Genomic DNA, 18,974 nt, shown 5'->3' on the forward strand with positions numbered 1-18,974 from the left:
GTAAGGAGAGCCAGATGTCGAAGATCATTACTTCCAAGTATCGTAAGGGCGTTGCAGCAATAGCGCTGTCCGCAGCACTCGCTGGTGCGTTTGTCGCGACCGGTCCAATGGGTGTTATGGAAAATGCCCGTGCTGATGCGGTGAGCGTCAATGCACCCCATCAGGCTGGCTTTGCAGACCTCGTCGAAAAAGTTCGTCCAGCAGTTGTCAGTGTTCGCGTCAAGAAGGATGTGCAGGAGGCCGATAGCCGTGGCCAGCAGATGCAGACCCCTCCGGGCTTTGATCAGCTGCCAGACGGTCACCCTCTGAAGCGTTTCTTCCGCGATTTTGGTATGGAACCGCGTGGTGATGCACGTCCTGAAGGTCGTCGTCCAGGCAAGGGTCCAAAGGCGCGTCCGGGTCATGAACGTCCTTTCGCACAGGGCTCTGGCTTCTTCATCTCGGAAGACGGTTATCTTGTGACCAACAATCACGTCGTTTCCGATGGCGATGCTTACAGCGTTGTTCTTGATGATGGCACCGAAATTGACGCAAAGCTGATTGGTACTGATCCGCGTACTGACCTTGCTGTTTTGAAAGTTGATCAGCCAAAGCAGAAGTTCACTTATGTGAAGCTCGGCGATGACAGCAAGATCCGCGTTGGTGACTGGGTTGTAGCTGTTGGTAATCCGTTTGGTCTTGGTGGCACTGTAACCTCCGGTATTGTGTCGGCGCGTGGTCGCGATATCGGTGCGAGCCTGTATGATGACTTTATCCAGATCGATGCGGCCGTAAATAAGGGTAACTCCGGTGGTCCAACTTTTGACCAGTCCGGTGAAGTGATTGGTATCAATACTGCAATCTTCTCGCCTTCGGGCGGCAGTGTTGGCATCGCGTTTGCTATTCCAGCTTCGACTGCCAAGCAGGTCGTTGATCAGCTGATCAAGAAGGGTTCGGTCGAGCGTGGCTGGATTGGTGTTCAGATTCAGCCGGTTAATAAGGATATTGCTGCTTCGCTTGGTCTGGCTGAAGAAAAAGGAGCACTTGTATCCGCGCCACAGGCTGACGGTCCTGCTGTGAAGGCAGGTATCAAGGCTGGTGATGTGATCACGGCCGTGAATGGTGAAACAGTTCAGGACCCACGCGATCTGGCCCGCAAGGTTGGCAATATTGTACCAGGTGAAAAGGCTGCTCTGACCATATGGCGCAAGGGTAAGGCAGAAGAGATCGACGTTACCATCGGTGCGATGCCGCAGGATGCAGGCAAGGCCGATAGCAGCAAGTCTGGCTCCGGTGATACAGAGCAGGGCGAGGCTCTCGACTCCTACGGCCTGACGGTCACACCTTCTGAAGATGGTGATGGCGTTGTGATCACCAATGTTGATCCTGACAGCGACGCTGCTGATCGTGGCATTCGCACTGGTGAAACGATTGTAAGTGTTAACAATCAGGTCGTTAAGAGTGCGAAAGACATCGATAAGGCGATTGCCGAAGCCTCTAAGGCTGGTCGCAAGGCTGTGCTGTTGCAGCTCCAGAACGAGGATCAGAGCCGCTTCGTAGCTCTGCCAATCGATCAGGAATAAGCCTGAAGCTTCTGGTTGATTAGTGTATCGAAACAAAATGGCAGGCGGATAACCCGCCTGCCATTGCTTCATTTTCCCTGACAACTTATTGTTTTTACAATCGTCGTCGCTTGCTGTGGGGTAGAGCCATGAAAATTCTCGTTATTGAAGATGACCGCGAAGCGGCCCGCTATCTTGAGAAAGCCTTCAGTGAGGCTGGCCATTCTGCCGACATTGCGGGTGATGGAGAGACGGGTTACGCACTTGCGGAACATGGCAATTATGACGTGCTGGTCGTTGATCGCATGTTGCCAAAGCGCGACGGACTTTCAGTCGTTGCGGGCCTGCGTGCAAAAGGCATGGAGACGCCGGTTCTTATTCTTTCCGCGCTGGGCGAAGTTGATGACCGCGTGACAGGCTTGCGTGCGGGTGGCGATGATTATCTGACCAAACCCTATGCTTTTTCCGAGCTTCTGGCGCGTGTTGAAGTTTTGCAGCGTCGCTCAAGTCCGCGCGAGGCCGATACGATTTATCGTGTAGGCGATCTGGAGCTGGACCGCCTTGCACATACCGCGCGCAGGCAGAATGTGGATATAACCCTCCAGCCGCGCGAATTTCGCCTGCTTGAATATCTGATGCGTCATGCAGGGCAGGTGGTTACCCGTACGATGCTGCTCGAAAACGTGTGGGATTATCATTTCGACCCGCAGACCAATGTGATCGACGTACATATTTCCCGACTTCGTTCGAAGATTGAAAAAGGCTTTGACGGTCCGCTTCTGCACACCGTGCGGGGTGCTGGATATATGTTGAAAGCCGCAAAAGCAAAAGCCGCTGCAAGCACTAAGGTTGAATGATGGGCCGTTTTTCTGCGCTCATGCGGACAACTGCCGCACGCCTCTCCACGCTTTATCTACTGTTGTTTGCCGTGGGCGCGGTTGCTCTGGTCTTTTACATGACCAATCTGTCGGCTTCGATCATCAATAGTCAGACGCAGGAAGCGTTGGGCGAGGAAGTTGCAAGTATCGGCAAAGCCTATTCGCGAGGCGGCATTCCGCAGCTTGTGCGGACAATTGACTATCGTTCGCGTCAGCCGGGCGCTTATCTTTATCTGGTTGCGGATCAGTCAGGACGTATCCTTTCTGGTAACGTCGAAGGTGTGGAACCCGGCGTACTGGACACGGACGGCATCGTTGAGCGCGCCTTTAAATATCGTCGCTACGGCGAACAAGGTACTGAAACCGAGCATCGTGCCATCGCCGTGGTAATCGCTCTGCCAAATGGCATGCGCTTGCTGGTGGGGCGTGACCTTGGCGAACCTGAACGCTTCCGTGATCTTGTCCGAAGTTCGCTGATGCTGGCGCTTGGTATTATGGGCGTTGGTGCGCTGCTGATTTGGTTCTTTGTGGGCCGTCGTGCGCTGAAGCGCATCGATGATATGTCACGTGCCTCGCAGCGCATCATGGATGGTGATCTGACGGGCCGGTTGCCTGTTAACGGCTCGGGCGATGAGTTTGACCGGCTTTCCGGTAATCTGAACGTTATGCTTGGGCGCATTCTTGAGCTGAACGAAGGCTTAAAACAGGTCTCCGACAATATCGCGCATGATCTCAAAACGCCGCTCACGCGACTTCGTAATCGTGCGGAGGAAGCGTTGTCTGGCAAGAAGGCTGGGCCGGAATATCGCGAAGCGCTTGAAGATATTATTGGAGAATCCGATCAACTGATCCGTACATTCAGCGCGATATTGATGATCTCGCGGCTCGAAGCCGGTTACTCATCAGAAAATCTCGATGATATGCCGGTTGCTCCGATTGTTCGCGATGTGGCCGAAATGTACGAGCCGGTAGCCGAAGATGCAGGTGTTCAACTTACGCTCGGTACACTTGATGATGTGCCGCTGCGCATTAATCGTGAGCTCGTGGGCCAGACGGTTTCAAACCTTGTCGACAATGCTATCAAATATGCTCTGAGCAGCGAGAAGTCTGCCGCCGTAACACTCTTAATGGAACGTGATCCGCAATGGGTGCGCATTGTCGTGGCCGATAACGGTCCCGGCATACCGGAAGATAAACGCGAGCAAGCAACCGAGCGTTTTGTTCGTCTTGAAGAAAGCCGTACACAGCCGGGTTCCGGACTTGGTTTAAGTCTTGCCAAGGCAGTGATGAAATTGCACGGTGGCGCTCTGCGTCTTGAAGACAATGGGCCGGGCCTGCGTGCCGTATTGGAGTTCCCTTTGCCGAAAGACGCCTAGTTTTATATTGAATGCTGAGGGTATCATGGCAGCTGGCGACACAAAGGCACTCTTTTTTGACCGTAACCTTTGTGCGCTGGCGCCGCTCGATCCCGAAAGAGCACGTGGGTATCTGGCTGACCTGTCAGAGCGGGCACAGAGCGAAGAACTGAGCCAGGTTGTCGAGCTTTTGCGCAATGAAAAAGCACAGAGCTTTCTCGCAGCGGTGCTCGATCTTTCTCCTTTTCTCCGCGAGTCATTGATCAGTCACCCAAGCATCCTTGACAGGATTACATCCAGTCCACCTGAAACTGCACTCACATATATTCTCTCAAACATTTCTAGCTCGGGCATAGAAGAAGGCATCACCGAAGCCGCTTTGATGACCAGCCTGCGTCACCGAAAGCGAGAGGCGCATGTGCTCATTGCCCTTTGTGATCTGGCACAGATATTTAATACAGAAGCAACGACTGGCTGGCTGACTGATCTAGCGGAAGCCTGCACCGGAGCTGCAATCCGCTTTCTTCTTCGTGAGGCTGATAGTGCTGGCAAGATTAAACTTGTGGACCGCAACGATCCTGAAAAGGGTAGTGGCTGGATCGTACTTGGCATGGGCAAGTTTGGTGCCCGCGAGCTGAATTATTCATCTGATATTGATTTGATTGTTTTCATCGATTCCGAACGTCCGGCAATCATCGATCCCTATGAATGCGTCGATACGTTCTCACGCATGACGCGGCGTCTCGTGCGCATTTTGCAAGATCGCACTGCCGACGGCTATGTCTTCCGTGTTGATCTGCGCTTGCGCCCTGATCCGGGATCGACACCGTTGGCAATTCCGGTCGGTGCAGCCCTTCATTATTATGAAGGGCGCGGGCAGAACTGGGAACGCGCTGCTATGATCAAGGCGCGTCCGGTGGCAGGTGATCGTGAATCTGGTCTGCAAGTTTTGGCAGAACTGGCACCCTATGTCTGGCGCAAATATCTCGATTATGCGGCGATTGCCGATGTGCATTCGATCAAGCGACAGATACATGCGCATAAAGGCCATGGCGATATTGCCGTACGCGGACATAATGTGAAGCTTGGGCGTGGCGGTATCCGTGAGATCGAATTTTTCGTGCAGACGCAACAATTGATTGCGGGTGGTCGCTTTCCTGAATTGCGCGGCAATCAGACTGTTCCGATGCTTGGACGGCTTGCTGAACGCGGCTGGATCACGCAAAAGGCACGTGATGCACTCGGCAAGGATTATTATTTCCTTCGTGATGTTGAGCACCGCATCCAGATGATTGCAGATGAGCAGACGCATATTTTGCCGGAAGACGATGAAGGCTTTGCACGTGTCGCGCATATGATGGGTTATAGCGATCCGGCAGAGTTTTCTGACGTTTTTCTGTCAGCGCTCAAGATTGTTGAAAAGCACTATGCGGCATTGTTCGAGCAAGCGCCTGAACTCGGAGCATCAAGCGGCAATCTGGTTTTCACCGGCGACGTAGACGATCCGGGAACATTGGAAACGCTGGCCTCTATGGGCTATGAGCGGCCCAGCGATATATGTCGGGTCATCCGGACATGGCATTTTGGCCGCTATCGCGCCACGCAGTCAGCCGAAGCGCGAGAACGTCTCACCGAGCTGACGCCAGCCCTGTTGCAAGCTTTTGCTGCAACCAAACGTGCGGACGAGTCGCTTCTGCGCTTTGATGGGTTCTTGCAAGGCCTGCCTTCCGGCATTCAGCTTTTCAGCCTGCTTCAATCCAATCCGCGTCTGCTCAATCTGCTTGTGATGATTATGAGTGCGGCCCCGCGGCTGGCCGAGGTGATCACGCGCAACCCTCATGTCTTTGACGGCCTTCTTGATCCGGCAATTTTCTCGGAAATGCCAACGCGCAATTATCTGGAAGAACGTCTGCGCGCATTTCTTGGATCTGCAAGCGATTATGAAGAGGTGCTTGATCGTCTTCGGATTTTTGCAGCCGAGCATCGTTTTTTGATCGGTATTCGCTTGCTAACCAGTGCCATCGATGGTGTGCGGGCAGGGCGGGCTTTCTCTGATCTGGCGGAGCTTATGATCGGAAAGGCCTTTGAAGCGGTCGAATCCGAACTACAGCGCCGTCATGGCAAGGTGAAGGGTGCTAAGGTTGTTGTGCTTGCTATGGGCAAACTTGGTAGCCGAGAACTGACCGCTGGCTCTGACGTCGATCTGATCCTGCTTTATGACCATGATCAGGATGCGGATTATTCTGAAGGTGAAAAGCCGCTGGCTGCTTCGCAATATTATATTCGTTTGACACAGCGTCTCATTGCAGCTTTGTCCGCTCCAACAGCAGAAGGCGTGCTTTACGAAGTCGATATGCGATTGCGCCCATCGGGGAATAAAGGTCCAGTTGCGACTCATATCGAATCTTTTGGTAAATATCAGCGTAGCGAGGCATGGACATGGGAGCATATGGCGCTGACGCGTGCGCGCCCTATCCATGGCGATACGGAGTTCAGTGATTTCATCCGGGATGAAATTGACGAGGTCTTATCAAGTAAAATTGACACGCAAAAGATTGCCAAAGACGTGCGCGAAATGCGCGATCTCATTTACGAGGAAAAGCCGCCGCGTGACGACTGGGATTTCAAGCTGAAACCGGGAGGCATCGTCGATCTGGAATTTATCGCGCAGTTCGCTGTGCTGATCGGAAAAGTGACAAAACATCCAAGGCCGTTGGCAACGGAGGATGTGTTGGCTGGTCTTGATTCTTCATTTGCTGATCCGAAGACAATCGATGATCTCGTGCAAGCGCATCGCTTCTACACCAATCTTAGCCAGACGATCCGGCTTTGTCTTGGAAGTGATGCGACGCGCGAAGAATTCATCCCTGGAATGGTTGATCTTCTCTGCCGTGCTGCTGAATTGCCGGACATTAAGCGCGTTGAACACCACATCAGCGAGCTCGCCGCCAATGTCCGGGCGAGCTTCGACAACCTTATTGGCTAAAGCATGTCGCGGAAAAGTTGGAGCCGGTTTCTGATAACGACACGCTCTAATCAGGCAGCGTGAATTGCTGTGCCGGGAATGGTTGCAGCCCATTGCTTGCGGTCTGGAATACAGACCGCAACCACTGTCCCCACGCCCTCGGTTGAGCGAATACGCAGCCAGCCGCCATGCAACTCCGCGAGCGAACGGGTGATCGCAAGGCCAAGACCAGAACCACTATGTGTCTTGGTGAACTGGTTTTCCACCTGCTCGAATGGCTGGCCGATTTTCTTCAGCGCTGATTTTGGAATGCCAACGCCAGTATCTTGAATGGTCATGAATAGTGCTGAACCAGTCTTGCGAGCACGGACGGTTATATGGCCGTTATGCGAAGTGAACTTCACCGCATTGGACAGCAGATTGATCAGCACCTGCTTCACCGCACGGCGATCTGCGTTGAGCTGCATGGCATCTTCGATCCGCGTTTCGACCGTGATGTTCTTCTCATCGGCCTGCAGCGAAATCATGCGCACAGTTTCTTTGATCAGCGGGCAGAGATCAATTTCTTCGCGGTCAAGCGAGAAGTGACCAGCTTCAATCTTTGACATGTCGAGAATGTCATTGATAACGTTGAGCAGGAAGTTACCACTGGTGTGAATATCATTGATATATTCTTCATAGCGATCCGAACCGAGTGGCCCGAATGTGCCAGCCTGTATCATTTCCGAGAAGCCGATGATCGCATTGAGCGGCGTGCGCAACTCATGAGACATGTTGGCGAGGAACTCAGATTTCGAGCGGTTAGCTGCCTCCGCGCGCTCTTTTTCTTGACCATATTTGCGCGCGAGTTCTGAAAGTTCACGCACACGGTCACGCTCGCCTTTACGCGCAATCGACAGATCGTGAATGGTTGCCATCAGGCGTCGTTCACTATCCACCAGACGTTCCTGATGCTGCTTGATCTGCGTAATGTCGGTTGCAATCGAAACAAGGCCACCGTCTTGCGTGCGGCGTTCGTTGACCTGTAGCCAGCGGCCATCGCTTAGTTGGCGTTCAAACGTTTGACCGCCTGCACGGTTATGCTCATTCGCCATACGGCGCTCGAAGCTGAATGGGCGGGTATGCGCGTCCACTTCATTACGCGGTACACCCGGCTTTAATGTCCAGACTGGAAGGCCAGCATATTCGCTGAACTTGGAGTTAGCCATCACCAGACGGTTATTAGCATCCCAAAGAACGAAGGCTTCCGAAATATTTTCGATGGCTTCGCGGATCCGCATATCGGCCTCTGCCGTCTGCTGTGCGAAGCGGTGCTGTTCGCTGACATCAAACGCAATGCCGACAAGATGCAGTTCATTTTCTGCGGCAATTTCAGCACGAACGCGCATCCAGACCCAAGAACCGTCGGCATGTCGCATACGGAATACGCGGTCCACATGCGATATGTCGCCAGCCGCTGCCTGTTCAGCAATCGAATAGAGATCACCGTCTTCGGGGTTTATGATTGCTGACACATCGCCAAACGCGAGAACGGCATCCTGGGCTTCATAGCCCAGCATTTCATACATGGAGCGCGACCAATAAATGCGTCCACGTGCCATATCCCAATCCCAGAGACCGCCACGGCCACGCGCTAGCGCCATATCGATACGGCGCTGAATTTGGCCGGAAAGATCGTCCGCTTCACGCGCCCGCGCTGCCTGACTGAAATAGGCGTAGAGAATGGCGAACATCACGCCGGTGGTGCCGGCAAACAGTGTCACGTTCAGAGAAACCGCACGCTTCCACTCGGCGAATATCGTGCTTTCGGGTTCTGCCGCAATAATCGCATAGGGAACGGTAATCGGCTTTGAAACCGTGCCGAAAGCAACTTCGCCGTTCATTACGATTGTGAGTACGCCCGCACGCTCTGCAAACATGAAGAGCGGTTGAATGTCACTGAAAATATCATCGGCGCGTTTGCCGACTATATCTGTTGCAGGGCCGGATGCGGTGACAATGACGGAATCGTCATTGACCAGAGCGACAGTCATGCCGCTGGATGACAGCCCGCGCGAGCGAAATTCGGCAACCGTATTATCAAGATCTTTGGGCGACATTTGCGCGCCAGCCTGCGTACCATTTGCGGCGCGCTCGATCATCTGCGCCAGATTAGCCGTTGCAGCAGACAGAGCGGCCTTGTGCTGGAGCTCAATGTCTTCGCGCCATGACAGCATGGAGAAAACACGCGCCACACCGAGTATGACTAGAAAGATGACAATGAGAGCAGGAACAAGACGGCGCAATGCTGGTTCCACGGCTATAAATTTTCCATAAGCAGGGCCTGCGAGAAGCTTGGCATGACCTGACAGTCTGCCTTTCTTTCGCTTGCCGCCGGAGTCGCGTTTGCTCTCCGCCGTCGCGCTATACGCGTCGGTGCTCGCCATTTAAAGCCCCTCATATATGTCGAAACAGTTCCAGAAACGCTTTAAGCGCTGTCCGCCCGGAACTGTGTGAACTGAAATCTCTACTCGAAATGTTTCGGAATACGCCATCTCCGAACAAGGCTAATGAATCAAAAGTGATTCGTGCTGTCCAGTGAATTCGTTAATGAGAAGTAAATTACCGCATTTGCCATTCTGATTTTCTATTGAATCTCAAACTGTTAAGCGGAATCAATTTGAGAGGTCGCGCATCTAACACCATGAAAAGACTCATGAAAGCCGTAAGCTTTTTCAGTATTTATGCGACTTTGCTTCAATATAACCAAAATCAACAACCCCGGCCCAATTCAAGGCCGGGTTTTCGAATCATAGAGCCATTTAGCCGATTCGCGAATCAAGCCAGCGTGCGATCAACGATGTCGCGCAGATCGGTCGAGAGCTTTTGCGTACCGGAAATACGAGCAAGAGCGGCGCGTGCATGTTCACGACGTGTATCCTCCAGTGAACGCCATGACCGCAAGGCAGTCAGAAGACGGGCCGCAAGCTGCGGGTTCTCAGGATCAATTGCCAGAACAATGTCGGCAAAGAAATCATAAGCAGCGCCATCTTTGCGATTGTACCCTGTCGGGTTGCTGGCCGAAAAGGCACCGATCAATGCACGCACGCGGTTTGGATTGTCGAACGAAAGCAGTTTGTCTTTTGTCAGTGTACGAACGGCTTCAAGCGCTTTCTCACCCGGACGCGTTGCCTGCACGATAAACCACTTGTCCATGACTAGACCGTCATCACCGAAACGCTTCTCAAAGGATGCGAGTGCGTCGAGCGCTTCATGGCTGTCACCGAACCGATGCACCAGCACGCTGAGTGCCGCCGCTCGGTCTGTCATGTTGTCACTATGCGCAAATTGCTGTGCTGCGCGTGCTGGGCTGTTTTCATGACGGCTAAGATAATCAACCAGTACGTTGCGTAACGCGCGCTTGCCTGCCGATTGAGCATCAGGGGAGAAAGCGCCGTCTTGTTGCAAGCTGGTGTAAAGCGCTACAAATTCTTTCGCGTAGGCCGATCCGATTGCTGCAATCAGATGATCGCGGCTTGCAAAGATAGCATCCGGATCAACATTTTCACCCATTTCGCGCGCAATATCGCTTTCGGTAGGCAAGGTCAGGCACAAAGCGCGGAAGGCGGCGTCGAGTGTTTCGTCAGTGGCAATCTTACCGGCAAGCGTGATGATCTTCTCGTCGGTTTCGGGTGCATGTCCGCCACGTAAGCGTTTTGCACCTTCAAGCAGCGCCTGTGTGAAAATAACAGTCAGCGCCTGCCAGCGTGCTACCGGGTCACTGTCATTGAGCGCGAGAAAGGCCCGATCTTCTGCCGTAAGCGGCGAGACCAGATTAACTGGTGCCGAGAAGCCACGCAGCAACGACGGGACAGGGCGCTCTTTAATGCCTTTGAAGATTATAGTTTCGGTAGCGCTATGCAGATGGATGATGCCGTCATGCACCTCGCCCCCTTCCACAGACGAAGCTTCCATATCCTTGCCGTTAGAACCTAACAGACCAAAAACGACTGGGATATGCATTGGCTTCTTCACTGGCTGACCGGGAGTAGGGGCAAGTGATTGCGTGAAATTGATGGTGTAGGTTTCGTTTACGGCATCGAAATCGAAACTTGTTTCGACCTTCGGTGTGCCTGACTGATCATACCAGAGCGCGAACTGTGAAAAATCTTGTCCTGAGACATCGGCAAAGACCTTGATAAAATCTTCAATCGTTGCCGCATCGCCGTCGTGGCGCTCAAAATAAAGATCCATTCCTTTACGGAAAAGATCTGGCCCAATGATGGTGCGGATCATCCGCACCACTTCAGAGCCTTTTTCGTAAACAGTTGCCGTGTAGAAGTTATTGATCTCGCTATATTCGCGTGGGCGCACAGGATGCGAGAGCGGACCGCTGTCCTCTGGAAACTGTTGCGCCTTAAGAATTTTCACCTCAGCAATGCGCTTCACAGGCCGCGAGCGCTCATCGGCTGAAAACTCATGGTCACGATAAACGGTCAGGCCTTCTTTAAGGCAAAGCTGGAACCAGTCGCGGCAGGTGATGCGATTACCGGTCCAGTTATGGAAATATTCATGCGCAATGACTGCTTCGATCCCCGCATAATCGACATCCGTCGCGGTTTCAGGATCGGCCAGCACATATTTGTCGTTAAAGACATTCAGGCCCTTATTTTCCATGGCGCCCATGTTGAAATCGGAAACCGCGACGATATTGAAAATATCCAGATCGTATTCGCGACCGAACTTCTCCTCATCCCAGCGCATCGAACGCTTCAGTGCATCCATGGCATAGAGGGCGCGTTCTTTCTTCCCATGCTCAACATAGATGGCGAGATCCACCGCGCGGCCAGATTGCGTCGTGAAATTGTCTGTCACAACATCGAGCGAGCCTGCGACAAGCGCGAACAGATATGACGGCTTGGGATGCGGGTCATGCCAGATTGCAAAATGCCTATCAGGGTTGCCTGAAACGACACCCTGCTGAACAGGATTGCCGTTCGCGAGCAATATTGGTGCTGCTGTTTTTTCGGCGTTGAGGCTGACCGTATAGATGGAGAGCACATCAGGGCGATCATAATAATAGGTTATACGCCGAAAGCCTTCTGCTTCGCATTGTGTGCAATAGACATTGCTTGAACGATAGAGACCCGAAAGCTGACGATTGGTTGTGGGATTAACTTCCGTGATGATTTCCAGTGTAAAGCGTTCAGCCTCTGGCAGGTCCGTGATTTCCAATCTGTCTGGTGTGGCCGAATATCTGTTATTGTTGAGAACTTTGCCATCAAGGCGAATGCTGACAAGTTTCAGTTCATCACCATCGAGAACAAGCGGCGTGCCTGCAACTGTTCCCTCGCGGCGCTCGATAACGAGTTCTGCGCGGACAATCGTTTTTTCTGGCTCAAGGGTGAAATCGAGTTTCGTTTCGGGAATAGCGTAAGGCGTTGGGCGATAATCTTCGAGGCGGAATGTCTGGCCGGTTTCAGTACGCATTGCGAAACTCTTCTCTGTGATCACTCTGATGCACGAGTCGTATCCGGCTTTTTAGCAAACGACAAGAAAAGCTAATTGGCGAAATAATTTTACCAGCAACATCCTTTGCGTGCTGGTACTTTATAGAGAACGGGCCTATGGATGAGGTGTTGAAGTTCCTATCCCGCCTTAGTCTCCTATCTCCCGTTTAAGGAATTGCGTTGTGAAGTCCCCCCAGGACGCGGCCTCCGCAAATGTTCAGCCGAATGAAACGGCTGAACCTGATCTGCTTCAAAACAACCCAATGCTTGGCATTAGCCTCAAAGTTGCTTCGGTTGCTGTGTTTGTCGGCATGTCGACGCTGCTCAAAGCTGCAGACGGAATTCCCCTTGGGCAATTGATCTTTTTCCGTTCATTTTTCGCGGTATTAGCCATCCTCGTCTATTTTGCAGTGCGTGGTCAGGTATCAGGTATTCTTCAAACACGACATGGTTTCAGCCATTTCTGGCGCGGCATGGTGGGCGTTGGAGCTATGACGCTGAGCTTCTACGCTCTGACCAAACTGCCTTTGCCCGAAGCAATCGCAATCAACTACGCGTCTCCGCTTATTGCTGTGGTGTTGGGTGCCGTCATTCTGCATGAAGTTGTCAGAATGTATCGCTGGAGTGCCGTGGTGATTGGGCTCTTTGGTGTTCTGATCATTATATGGCCCCGTATGACGCTGTTTGCAGAAGGTCAGGTGGGACATAATGAGGCGATGGGTGCACTCGCGGCGCTCGGCGGAGCAATCATGGCCGCTTTTGCAATGATGCTCGTGCGTCGTCTCGTTCAGACAGAAAAAACATCGACAGTTGTTATTTACTTTTCGATCTCAGCAACCGTTATTTCTCTGGTCAGTATTCCATTTGGCTGGGTTATGCCAAGCGGACCGCAATTCGCGATGCTGATTGCAGCAGGTGTCGCTGGAGGCGTGGCGCAAATTCTTTTGACTGAGTGCTATCGCCATGCACCTATGAGCACCATTGCGCCTTTCGAATACACATCAATGCTGCTAGGTCTTGGCATCGGTTTTTTCTTTTTTGGCGATGTTCCAACACTGGAAATGCTGTTCGGCAGCGCGATTGTGATGAGCGCTGGCGGCTACATTATTTATCGCGAGCATCAGTTGGCGCTTGCTCCTCATAAGACAAATACACCACAGCAAACACAGTGAACGTCAAGCCTGGCCGGGTGTTGCTTCTGAACGTGGGTCAAGCTGCATGGTTTCGGGCGTAGGCTGCCCGTCCGGCGTATAGATTTTGAATTCTGTTTTCTGATCGCTGACCGCTGGGCGCTCGAAGCGACGGATGCGCCAAAGCGCATGCAGTCCATAGACCGCATAAGCGACCGCCATGATGACAAAAAAGCCCGAAGCACCCATCAGGTCCATAAGCGGTCCTGATATGGCAGGGCCAATCACGCTGCCTGCTCCGTAAATAATGAGCAACCCGCTCGAAACTTTTACAAATTCGCTCGCATCAGCATAGTCATTCGCGTGAGCGACGTTGAGGCTATAAATCGGATAGATGACGGAGCCGAACAGGAACATCATCGTATAGAGTGCATAAGGCGACGTGGGGTGTGCAATAAGCATAATCAGTGAAATGGTGAACCCAATTGCGCCCGCTACTACCATTACGTAGCGGCGATCCACGACATCAGAAGCACGTCCGAGTGGATACTGAAAAATAACCCCGCCGATCATGGCGCATGCCAGCATTGTCGCAATGCCGAATGTCGAAAGCCCGTTCATGCCGCCGTAAATTGCAGCGAGAAAGCTCCACGTGCCTGCGACGATCCCAGCAATAAATGATCCAACTGCCGCCGCAGGGGAGCGACGATAAAGGCCTTTCAAGTCAAGCTTAACCTGCGTCAGCGGATTTGGGGACTGCGCACTGGACAGTGCAGTCGGCAGCAAAGCGCTGGCGTAGATAATTGCGCAGATGATGAAGAGCGTCTGCGTTGTTGCGTCGCCAAATGGAAGAATATATTGGCCGCACATCAGGCCAAGCATGGTGATGATCATATAGATTGAGAAGACGCGGCCGCGCGATTCATTGGTAACACGCTCATTCAACCAGCTTTCGATGATCATATAAGAACCAGCCAGCGAAAATCCGGCGATGCCACGAAATATCATCCACGCATAAGGGCTTACGATCAATGAATGCAGTAGCAACGCGATTGAAAGCAGTGTCAGCAAGGCTGAGAAAACGCGCACATGTCCGACGCGCCTAACCAAATGAGGGATGACTATGCAGCCGATGGTAAAAGCAAGCGCATAGGTCGTTCCCATCCAGCCGATTGTGGTTGTGGACCAGCCTTCAAGACCGCCACGAATAGGCAGCAAAATACCGGCAAGTCCACCGGCAAGCAGCATCAAAAATGTGCTCGCTAGCAGTGCTGCAATCGGCAAAAGCTGACCGGCCATAACAAACTCCCCCAGACACTGTAACAATCACTGTTGACGACAGATATAGTGCAAGCGGCGGAATAAAGTATGTTTGCGGCATGTTAGTGACAGACGTCGCTAGACGCTGGCCACATAATGAAAAAGACTAAGCTTTTAGCTCTGCCAGTTTCATTTTAACGGCTAGAAAATCGCGCCATGCAAAGCGCTTTTGAGCAGGCATACGCAAGAGATATTCAGGATGCAGCGTTGGCATAACAGCAATTTCTGCACCTGATGCGGTCCTATGGATGTTCCAGTTACCACGCAGCCGCAAAATGGTTTCTCCCGATCCCGTCAGTGTTTTACTTGCAGGGCCGCCAAGCGCTACAATCAACTTAGGAGCGGCAAGTTCAATCTGTCGCTCAATGAAAGGCCGGCAAAGCTCTGATTCAAGCGGTGTCGGTGCGCGGTTGCCCGGTGGTCTCCAGGCAATTGTATTGGCGATGTAAACGTTCTCGCGTTTGAAACCGATAGCCTCAATCATGCGATTGAGAAGCTGTCCGGGCTTGCCCATGAAAGGTAGTCCTTCCATGTCATCATCTCGCCCCGGAGCTTCACCAATAAACATGATGTCGGACGATGGATCGCCATCTGCAAAACACAAGTTTTTAGCTGTTGATTTAAGATTGCAACCGTCGAAACCGGCGAGTGCCTCGCGCAGCTCTTCCAATGAATTGGCTTGCGATGCGGCGGCACGTGCAAGCTCTATCTGGCTATTGTCCGGAACGTCTGACGCTGCCTGAACGGGTCGGCTGGATGGGGAAGGCGCTATCGCTGCGCGTGGTTGTTGCGAGCGCTCTGGTCGTGAACTTTGTGCAGCAGGAGAAGGCGCGTCTTGCATGCGTGCCATCGTAGGTGCTGGTGCAGCAAAACGATCAATGGGTGTTTCTGAAAGCGGCATGTCGATGCCTGCTTCCGCGTAAAAGCGTAGCAAGCCTTCCATATCCAGCAATTCATGATCATTGTTCATTCTTGTACCTCAATAAATGAGGTGACGAATTTTGGCGCTGAATGCAAGAGCAGGTCTTCGCTTTCCGCTTTAAAGTGATCTTGTGCAGGCAAAAAAGCCTGTTGCGGCAGAATGGCCCAAATCTAAATTTCAGAGAGAAAAAAATTGACGTTTACGTTAAGGTAAATATTATAATGCCGAATTTGCGGGGTTTTTGGACAATTGGACGCATATGCGACAGTCCCTAACTCTGCGAGAGGGTAGAACCAATATGGGAACGGACTGGTCATTGTCGTTGGTTATCGACAATTGCGATAGGTTCATGAGCAAAAACAACTGGATGCATTGCCCGCGCTGAAATAGTGAGGGGAAAATGTAAATATGACGGAGGCACGAATGTCTGAAGTGGTTGAGCTTCCCGAACGCGAGAGCATGGAATTTGATGTTGTGATTGTTGGCGCAGGCCCTGCTGGCCTTGCTGCGGCTATCCGTTTCAAACAAATTAATCCAGAGCTTTCGGTCGTTGTTCTTGAAAAGGGCGGGGAAGTCGGCGCGCATATTCTGTCAGGTGCGGTTGTCGATCCAAGTGGTATTGATCAGCTTCTACCGGGCTGGCGTGAAGAGGAGGGGCATCCCTTCAAAACGCCTGTAACCGCCGATCACTTCATGTTGCTTGGCCCTGCGGGTTCAGTACGTCTGCCAAACTTTGCCATGCCGCCACTGATGAACAATCATGGCAATTACATTGTTTCGCTTGGCAATGTCTGCCGCTGGCTTGGCACGAAGGCGGAAGAGCTTGGTGTTGAAATCTATCCGGGCTTTGCTGCCACCGAAGTGCTCTACAATGATGAAGGCGCAGTGATTGGTGTTGCTACCGGCGATATGGGCGTCGAGCGTGATGGCACGCATGGTCCGAACTATACGCGCGGCATGGCTTTGCTCGGCAAATATGTGCTTATTGGCGAAGGTGCGCGTGGCTCGCTTGCCAAAGAACTGATTACCAAGTTCAAACTTGATGAAGGTCGTGAGCCGGCCAAGTTCGGTATTGGCCTCAAGGAACTCTGGCAGGTTGATCCATCCAAGCATAAGGCTGGGCTGGTTCAGCATTCATTCGGCTGGCCGCTTGATATGAAGACCGGCGGTGGCTCGTTCCTTTATCACCTTGAAGACAATATGGTTGCGGTCGGCTTTGTGCTGCATCTCAACTACAAGAACCCATATTTGTCGCCATTTGAGGAATTTCAGCGTTTCAAGACGCATCCGGCGATCCGCGATACGTTTGAAGGTGGTAAGCGCCTTTCTTATGGCGCACGTGCAATCACCGAAGGCGGATTCCAGTCCGTGCCGAAGCTGTCCTTCCCGGGTGGCGCACTGATCGGCTGTTCCGCTGGTTTCGTCAATGTTCCGCGCATCAAGGGCAGCCACAATGCGGTTCTGTCGGGCATTCTCGCCGCCGATAAAATCGCAGAGGCATTGGCCGCTGGTCGCGCAAATGATGAGCCGATTGAGATTGAGAACAGCTGGCGCGACAGCGCCATTGGCAAAGACCTCAAGCGGGTCCGCAACGTCAAGCCGCTCTGGTCGAAGCTCGGAACGGTTGTTGGTGTTGCGCTTGGTGGTCTCGATATGTGGACCAACCAGCTGTTTGGCCTCTCATTCTTTGGTACGCTCAAGCATGGCAAAACCGATGCGCAGAGCCTTGAGCCAGCAGCAAAGCACAAGAAGATTGACTATCCAAAACCGGATGGCGTTTTGACTTTTGATCGTTTGTCGTCGGTGTTCTTGTCCAACACCAATCACGACGAAAACGAGCCAGTGCATTTGCAGGTTGCCGACATGAAGCTGCAACAGACATCGGAGCATGATGTTTTTGCAGGTCCATCGACACGCTACTGCCCAGCAGGTGTTTACGAGTGGGTGGATGCTGATGGAAATTCAGCTGCTGATCCGCAGGCTAAGGATGTGCGCTTTGTGATCAATGCGCAGAACTGCGTGCATTGCAAAACTTGCGACATCAAAGACCCGAACCAGAATATCAACTGGGTTCCGCCACAAGGCGGCGAAGGACCGGTTTATGTAAACATGTAATGTTTACAGGAACTGTGTCCGTCTCGTCCGCCGTAAAGAAAAATGTCGGCGAAGGACCTTTTATGTAAACATGTAATGTTTACAGGAACTTTGTCCGCATCGTCCGCCGTAGAGAAAAATGTCGGCGAGAGTCCGGCATATGTAAATATGTGATTGAAAAAGGCGGCTTCAAACCGCCTTTTTACTGCAGCATTACCGACTGTGTCTCAGGCTCGTCGGCATCTGGCCGAACAGGCATTGGAACTGAAAACTCAAGCCTGACAGGTAGGTGATCGGAGCCAACTTCTTCAAGCGTTGCTGCGACAGGCGCTTCGATTTCAGGACTTACGAGAATTTGGTCAATTGGGAGGCCTATATAAGCCGCTAGTTTCATCGGCAGGCTTTGCGGTAGCCATGATCCGCCAATGCCGGTCATTGCTTTTGTGCCGGAAGCGTTTTCTATCTGATGAACTGCATTGCTCCAGGGTGTTGCGTTGAAATCACCTGCAATAACGGAAGGGTCGTCGAATTTCTGCAATTCCGGCACCAGCTTATTGATGATCGGTGCCTGACCATACGGCCATGGAAGCACAGCATGATAGGATGCAACATTGACTGGCGTGCCGCTGAAATCAATTGAGGTCATTGCAAGGCGGTTATCGCCAAGGCATGTCTGCGCACTGCCTTCACTGAACGGACGACGGGATAAAATACCCAGGCCCATATTGCTGCCTTCTTTGCGGCATTCAAAGTGATAAGGGTAGGTGCCTTTGAGAATATCGATCCACATCGCCCAGCCTAAGCCAGCTTCCTGATAAGCGATCACATCAGGCTTTGCCTGCGCAACCATTTGCAAGACGCGCTTGGGTTCAGGATTGTTATAGCGCAGATTGATTTGCACAAGACTATAACGTGCCCCGCCAGTTGGCACATTAGCCCGCGCTGCTGATGAACCATCCAGCAGATTGCGTGCCGCACCAAGTGTTGTGCTGAAAGCGAGGATCGCAAACAGCAGGATCATCAAAGCTTCACGCCGCATTGCTGTATACAAAAGCGGCAGCGCCAGCAATCCCATCAGGATTGCGAGATATGACCTGAAATGCGCTAAAGAGTCGAACGCCGGATGTGCTGATCCAAGGAATCCAAGCACAAGCGGTACTGATACCAGAACAGCACTGATCAGCAGGATAAAAGCAAGAGTTTCGCGGCGTTTTGACATTATTTGCGAATAGCGGCTGATTACGGCGTGATGATGATGCCGAAAGCAGGGCTTCCGGCAT

The 18,974-nt window shown here is 52.3% G+C and carries 11 protein-coding genes; 6 read left to right on the plus strand and 5 right to left on the minus strand.

What is annotated here, in order from left to right; translation table 11 throughout:
• Positions 1-14 precede the first annotated feature (14 nt).
• The 4 genes from WH356_RS00935 to WH356_RS00950 all read left to right on the plus strand — a co-directional run bounded on the left by WH356_RS00935 (position 15) and on the right by WH356_RS00950 (position 6,760).
• Positions 15-1,562, plus strand: coding sequence for a Do family serine endopeptidase (locus WH356_RS00935; protein WP_339508153.1), 1,548 nt, complete (start codon positions 15-17; stop codon positions 1,560-1,562).
• A gap of 128 nt (positions 1,563-1,690) precedes the next feature.
• On the plus strand, positions 1,691-2,398 hold the full coding sequence (locus WH356_RS00940; RefSeq protein WP_339508154.1) for a response regulator transcription factor: 708 nt from the start codon (positions 1,691-1,693) through the stop codon (positions 2,396-2,398).
• Complete coding sequence (locus WH356_RS00945; RefSeq protein ID WP_339508155.1) at positions 2,395-3,795, plus strand: sensor histidine kinase; 1,401 nt, start codon at positions 2,395-2,397, stop codon at positions 3,793-3,795. The genes WH356_RS00940 and WH356_RS00945 overlap by 4 nt, the downstream gene beginning before the upstream one ends.
• 25 nt (positions 3,796-3,820) lie before the next feature.
• A complete protein-coding gene (locus WH356_RS00950; RefSeq protein ID WP_339508156.1) occupies positions 3,821-6,760 on the plus strand; it encodes a bifunctional [glutamine synthetase] adenylyltransferase/[glutamine synthetase]-adenylyl-L-tyrosine phosphorylase in 2,940 nt (979 codons plus the stop codon).
• A 50-nt stretch (positions 6,761-6,810) separates the two neighbouring features.
• Here WH356_RS00950 and WH356_RS00955 read toward each other — a convergent pair whose 3' ends face one another.
• Positions 6,811-9,165, minus strand: a complete 2,355-nt coding sequence (locus tag WH356_RS00955) for a PAS domain-containing sensor histidine kinase (protein WP_339508157.1) — start codon at positions 9,163-9,165, stop codon at positions 6,811-6,813.
• 391 nt (positions 9,166-9,556) lie between these two features.
• Positions 9,557-12,208, minus strand: a complete 2,652-nt coding sequence (gene pepN, locus WH356_RS00960) for an aminopeptidase N (RefSeq protein ID WP_339508158.1) — start codon at positions 12,206-12,208, stop codon at positions 9,557-9,559.
• A 283-nt stretch (positions 12,209-12,491) separates the two neighbouring features.
• Between pepN and WH356_RS00965 the strand changes: the two genes are divergently transcribed.
• The gene (locus WH356_RS00965) at positions 12,492-13,400 is read left to right on the plus strand and encodes a DMT family transporter (RefSeq protein ID WP_339508903.1); all 909 of its coding nucleotides are present in this window, start codon (positions 12,492-12,494) and stop codon (positions 13,398-13,400) included.
• A gap of 3 nt (positions 13,401-13,403) precedes the next feature.
• On the opposite strand, the gene WH356_RS00970 is transcribed toward WH356_RS00965, so the two are convergent.
• Both WH356_RS00970 and WH356_RS00975 read right to left on the minus strand, forming a co-directional pair.
• The gene (locus tag WH356_RS00970) at positions 13,404-14,657 is read right to left on the minus strand and encodes an MFS transporter (RefSeq protein ID WP_339508160.1); all 1,254 of its coding nucleotides are present in this window, start codon (positions 14,655-14,657) and stop codon (positions 13,404-13,406) included.
• A gap of 127 nt (positions 14,658-14,784) precedes the next feature.
• Positions 14,785-15,648, minus strand: a complete 864-nt coding sequence (locus WH356_RS00975; RefSeq protein ID WP_339508161.1) for a uracil-DNA glycosylase — start codon at positions 15,646-15,648, stop codon at positions 14,785-14,787.
• A 375-nt stretch (positions 15,649-16,023) separates the two neighbouring features.
• Between WH356_RS00975 and WH356_RS00980 the strand changes: the two genes are divergently transcribed.
• Positions 16,024-17,715, plus strand: coding sequence for an electron transfer flavoprotein-ubiquinone oxidoreductase (locus WH356_RS00980; protein WP_339508162.1), 1,692 nt, complete (start codon positions 16,024-16,026; stop codon positions 17,713-17,715).
• A gap of 181 nt (positions 17,716-17,896) precedes the next feature.
• Here WH356_RS00980 and WH356_RS00985 read toward each other — a convergent pair whose 3' ends face one another.
• Positions 17,897-18,913 carry an endonuclease/exonuclease/phosphatase family protein gene (locus tag WH356_RS00985; protein ID WP_339508164.1) on the minus strand — a complete coding sequence of 339 codons (1,017 nt, stop codon included), beginning with the start codon at positions 18,911-18,913 and terminating at the stop codon, positions 17,897-17,899.
• Between the last annotated feature and the right edge of the window lie 61 nt (positions 18,914-18,974).

Source organism: Ochrobactrum sp. MYb379 (assembly GCF_037479515.1).
GTDB lineage: Bacteria > Pseudomonadota > Alphaproteobacteria > Rhizobiales > Rhizobiaceae > Brucella.

Coding starts and splice junctions, on each gene's coding strand:
- pepN (WP_339508158.1), bottom strand. CDS start 12,208: ATGCGTACTGAAACCGGCCAGACATTCCGCCTCGAAGATTATCGCCCA.
- WH356_RS00980 (WP_339508162.1), top strand. CDS start 16,024: ATGTCTGAAGTGGTTGAGCTTCCCGAACGCGAGAGCATGGAATTTGAT.
- WH356_RS00950 (WP_339508156.1), top strand. CDS start 3,821: ATGGCAGCTGGCGACACAAAGGCACTCTTTTTTGACCGTAACCTTTGT.
- WH356_RS00975 (WP_339508161.1), bottom strand. CDS start 15,648: ATGAACAATGATCATGAATTGCTGGATATGGAAGGCTTGCTACGCTTT.
- WH356_RS00965 (WP_339508903.1), top strand. CDS start 12,492: ATGCTTGGCATTAGCCTCAAAGTTGCTTCGGTTGCTGTGTTTGTCGGC.
- WH356_RS00970 (WP_339508160.1), bottom strand. CDS start 14,657: ATGGCCGGTCAGCTTTTGCCGATTGCAGCACTGCTAGCGAGCACATTT.
- WH356_RS00935 (WP_339508153.1), top strand. CDS start 15: ATGTCGAAGATCATTACTTCCAAGTATCGTAAGGGCGTTGCAGCAATA.
- WH356_RS00985 (WP_339508164.1), bottom strand. CDS start 18,913: ATGTCAAAACGCCGCGAAACTCTTGCTTTTATCCTGCTGATCAGTGCT.
- WH356_RS00955 (WP_339508157.1), bottom strand. CDS start 9,165: ATGGCGAGCACCGACGCGTATAGCGCGACGGCGGAGAGCAAACGCGAC.
- WH356_RS00945 (WP_339508155.1), top strand. CDS start 2,395: ATGATGGGCCGTTTTTCTGCGCTCATGCGGACAACTGCCGCACGCCTC.
- WH356_RS00940 (WP_339508154.1), top strand. CDS start 1,691: ATGAAAATTCTCGTTATTGAAGATGACCGCGAAGCGGCCCGCTATCTT.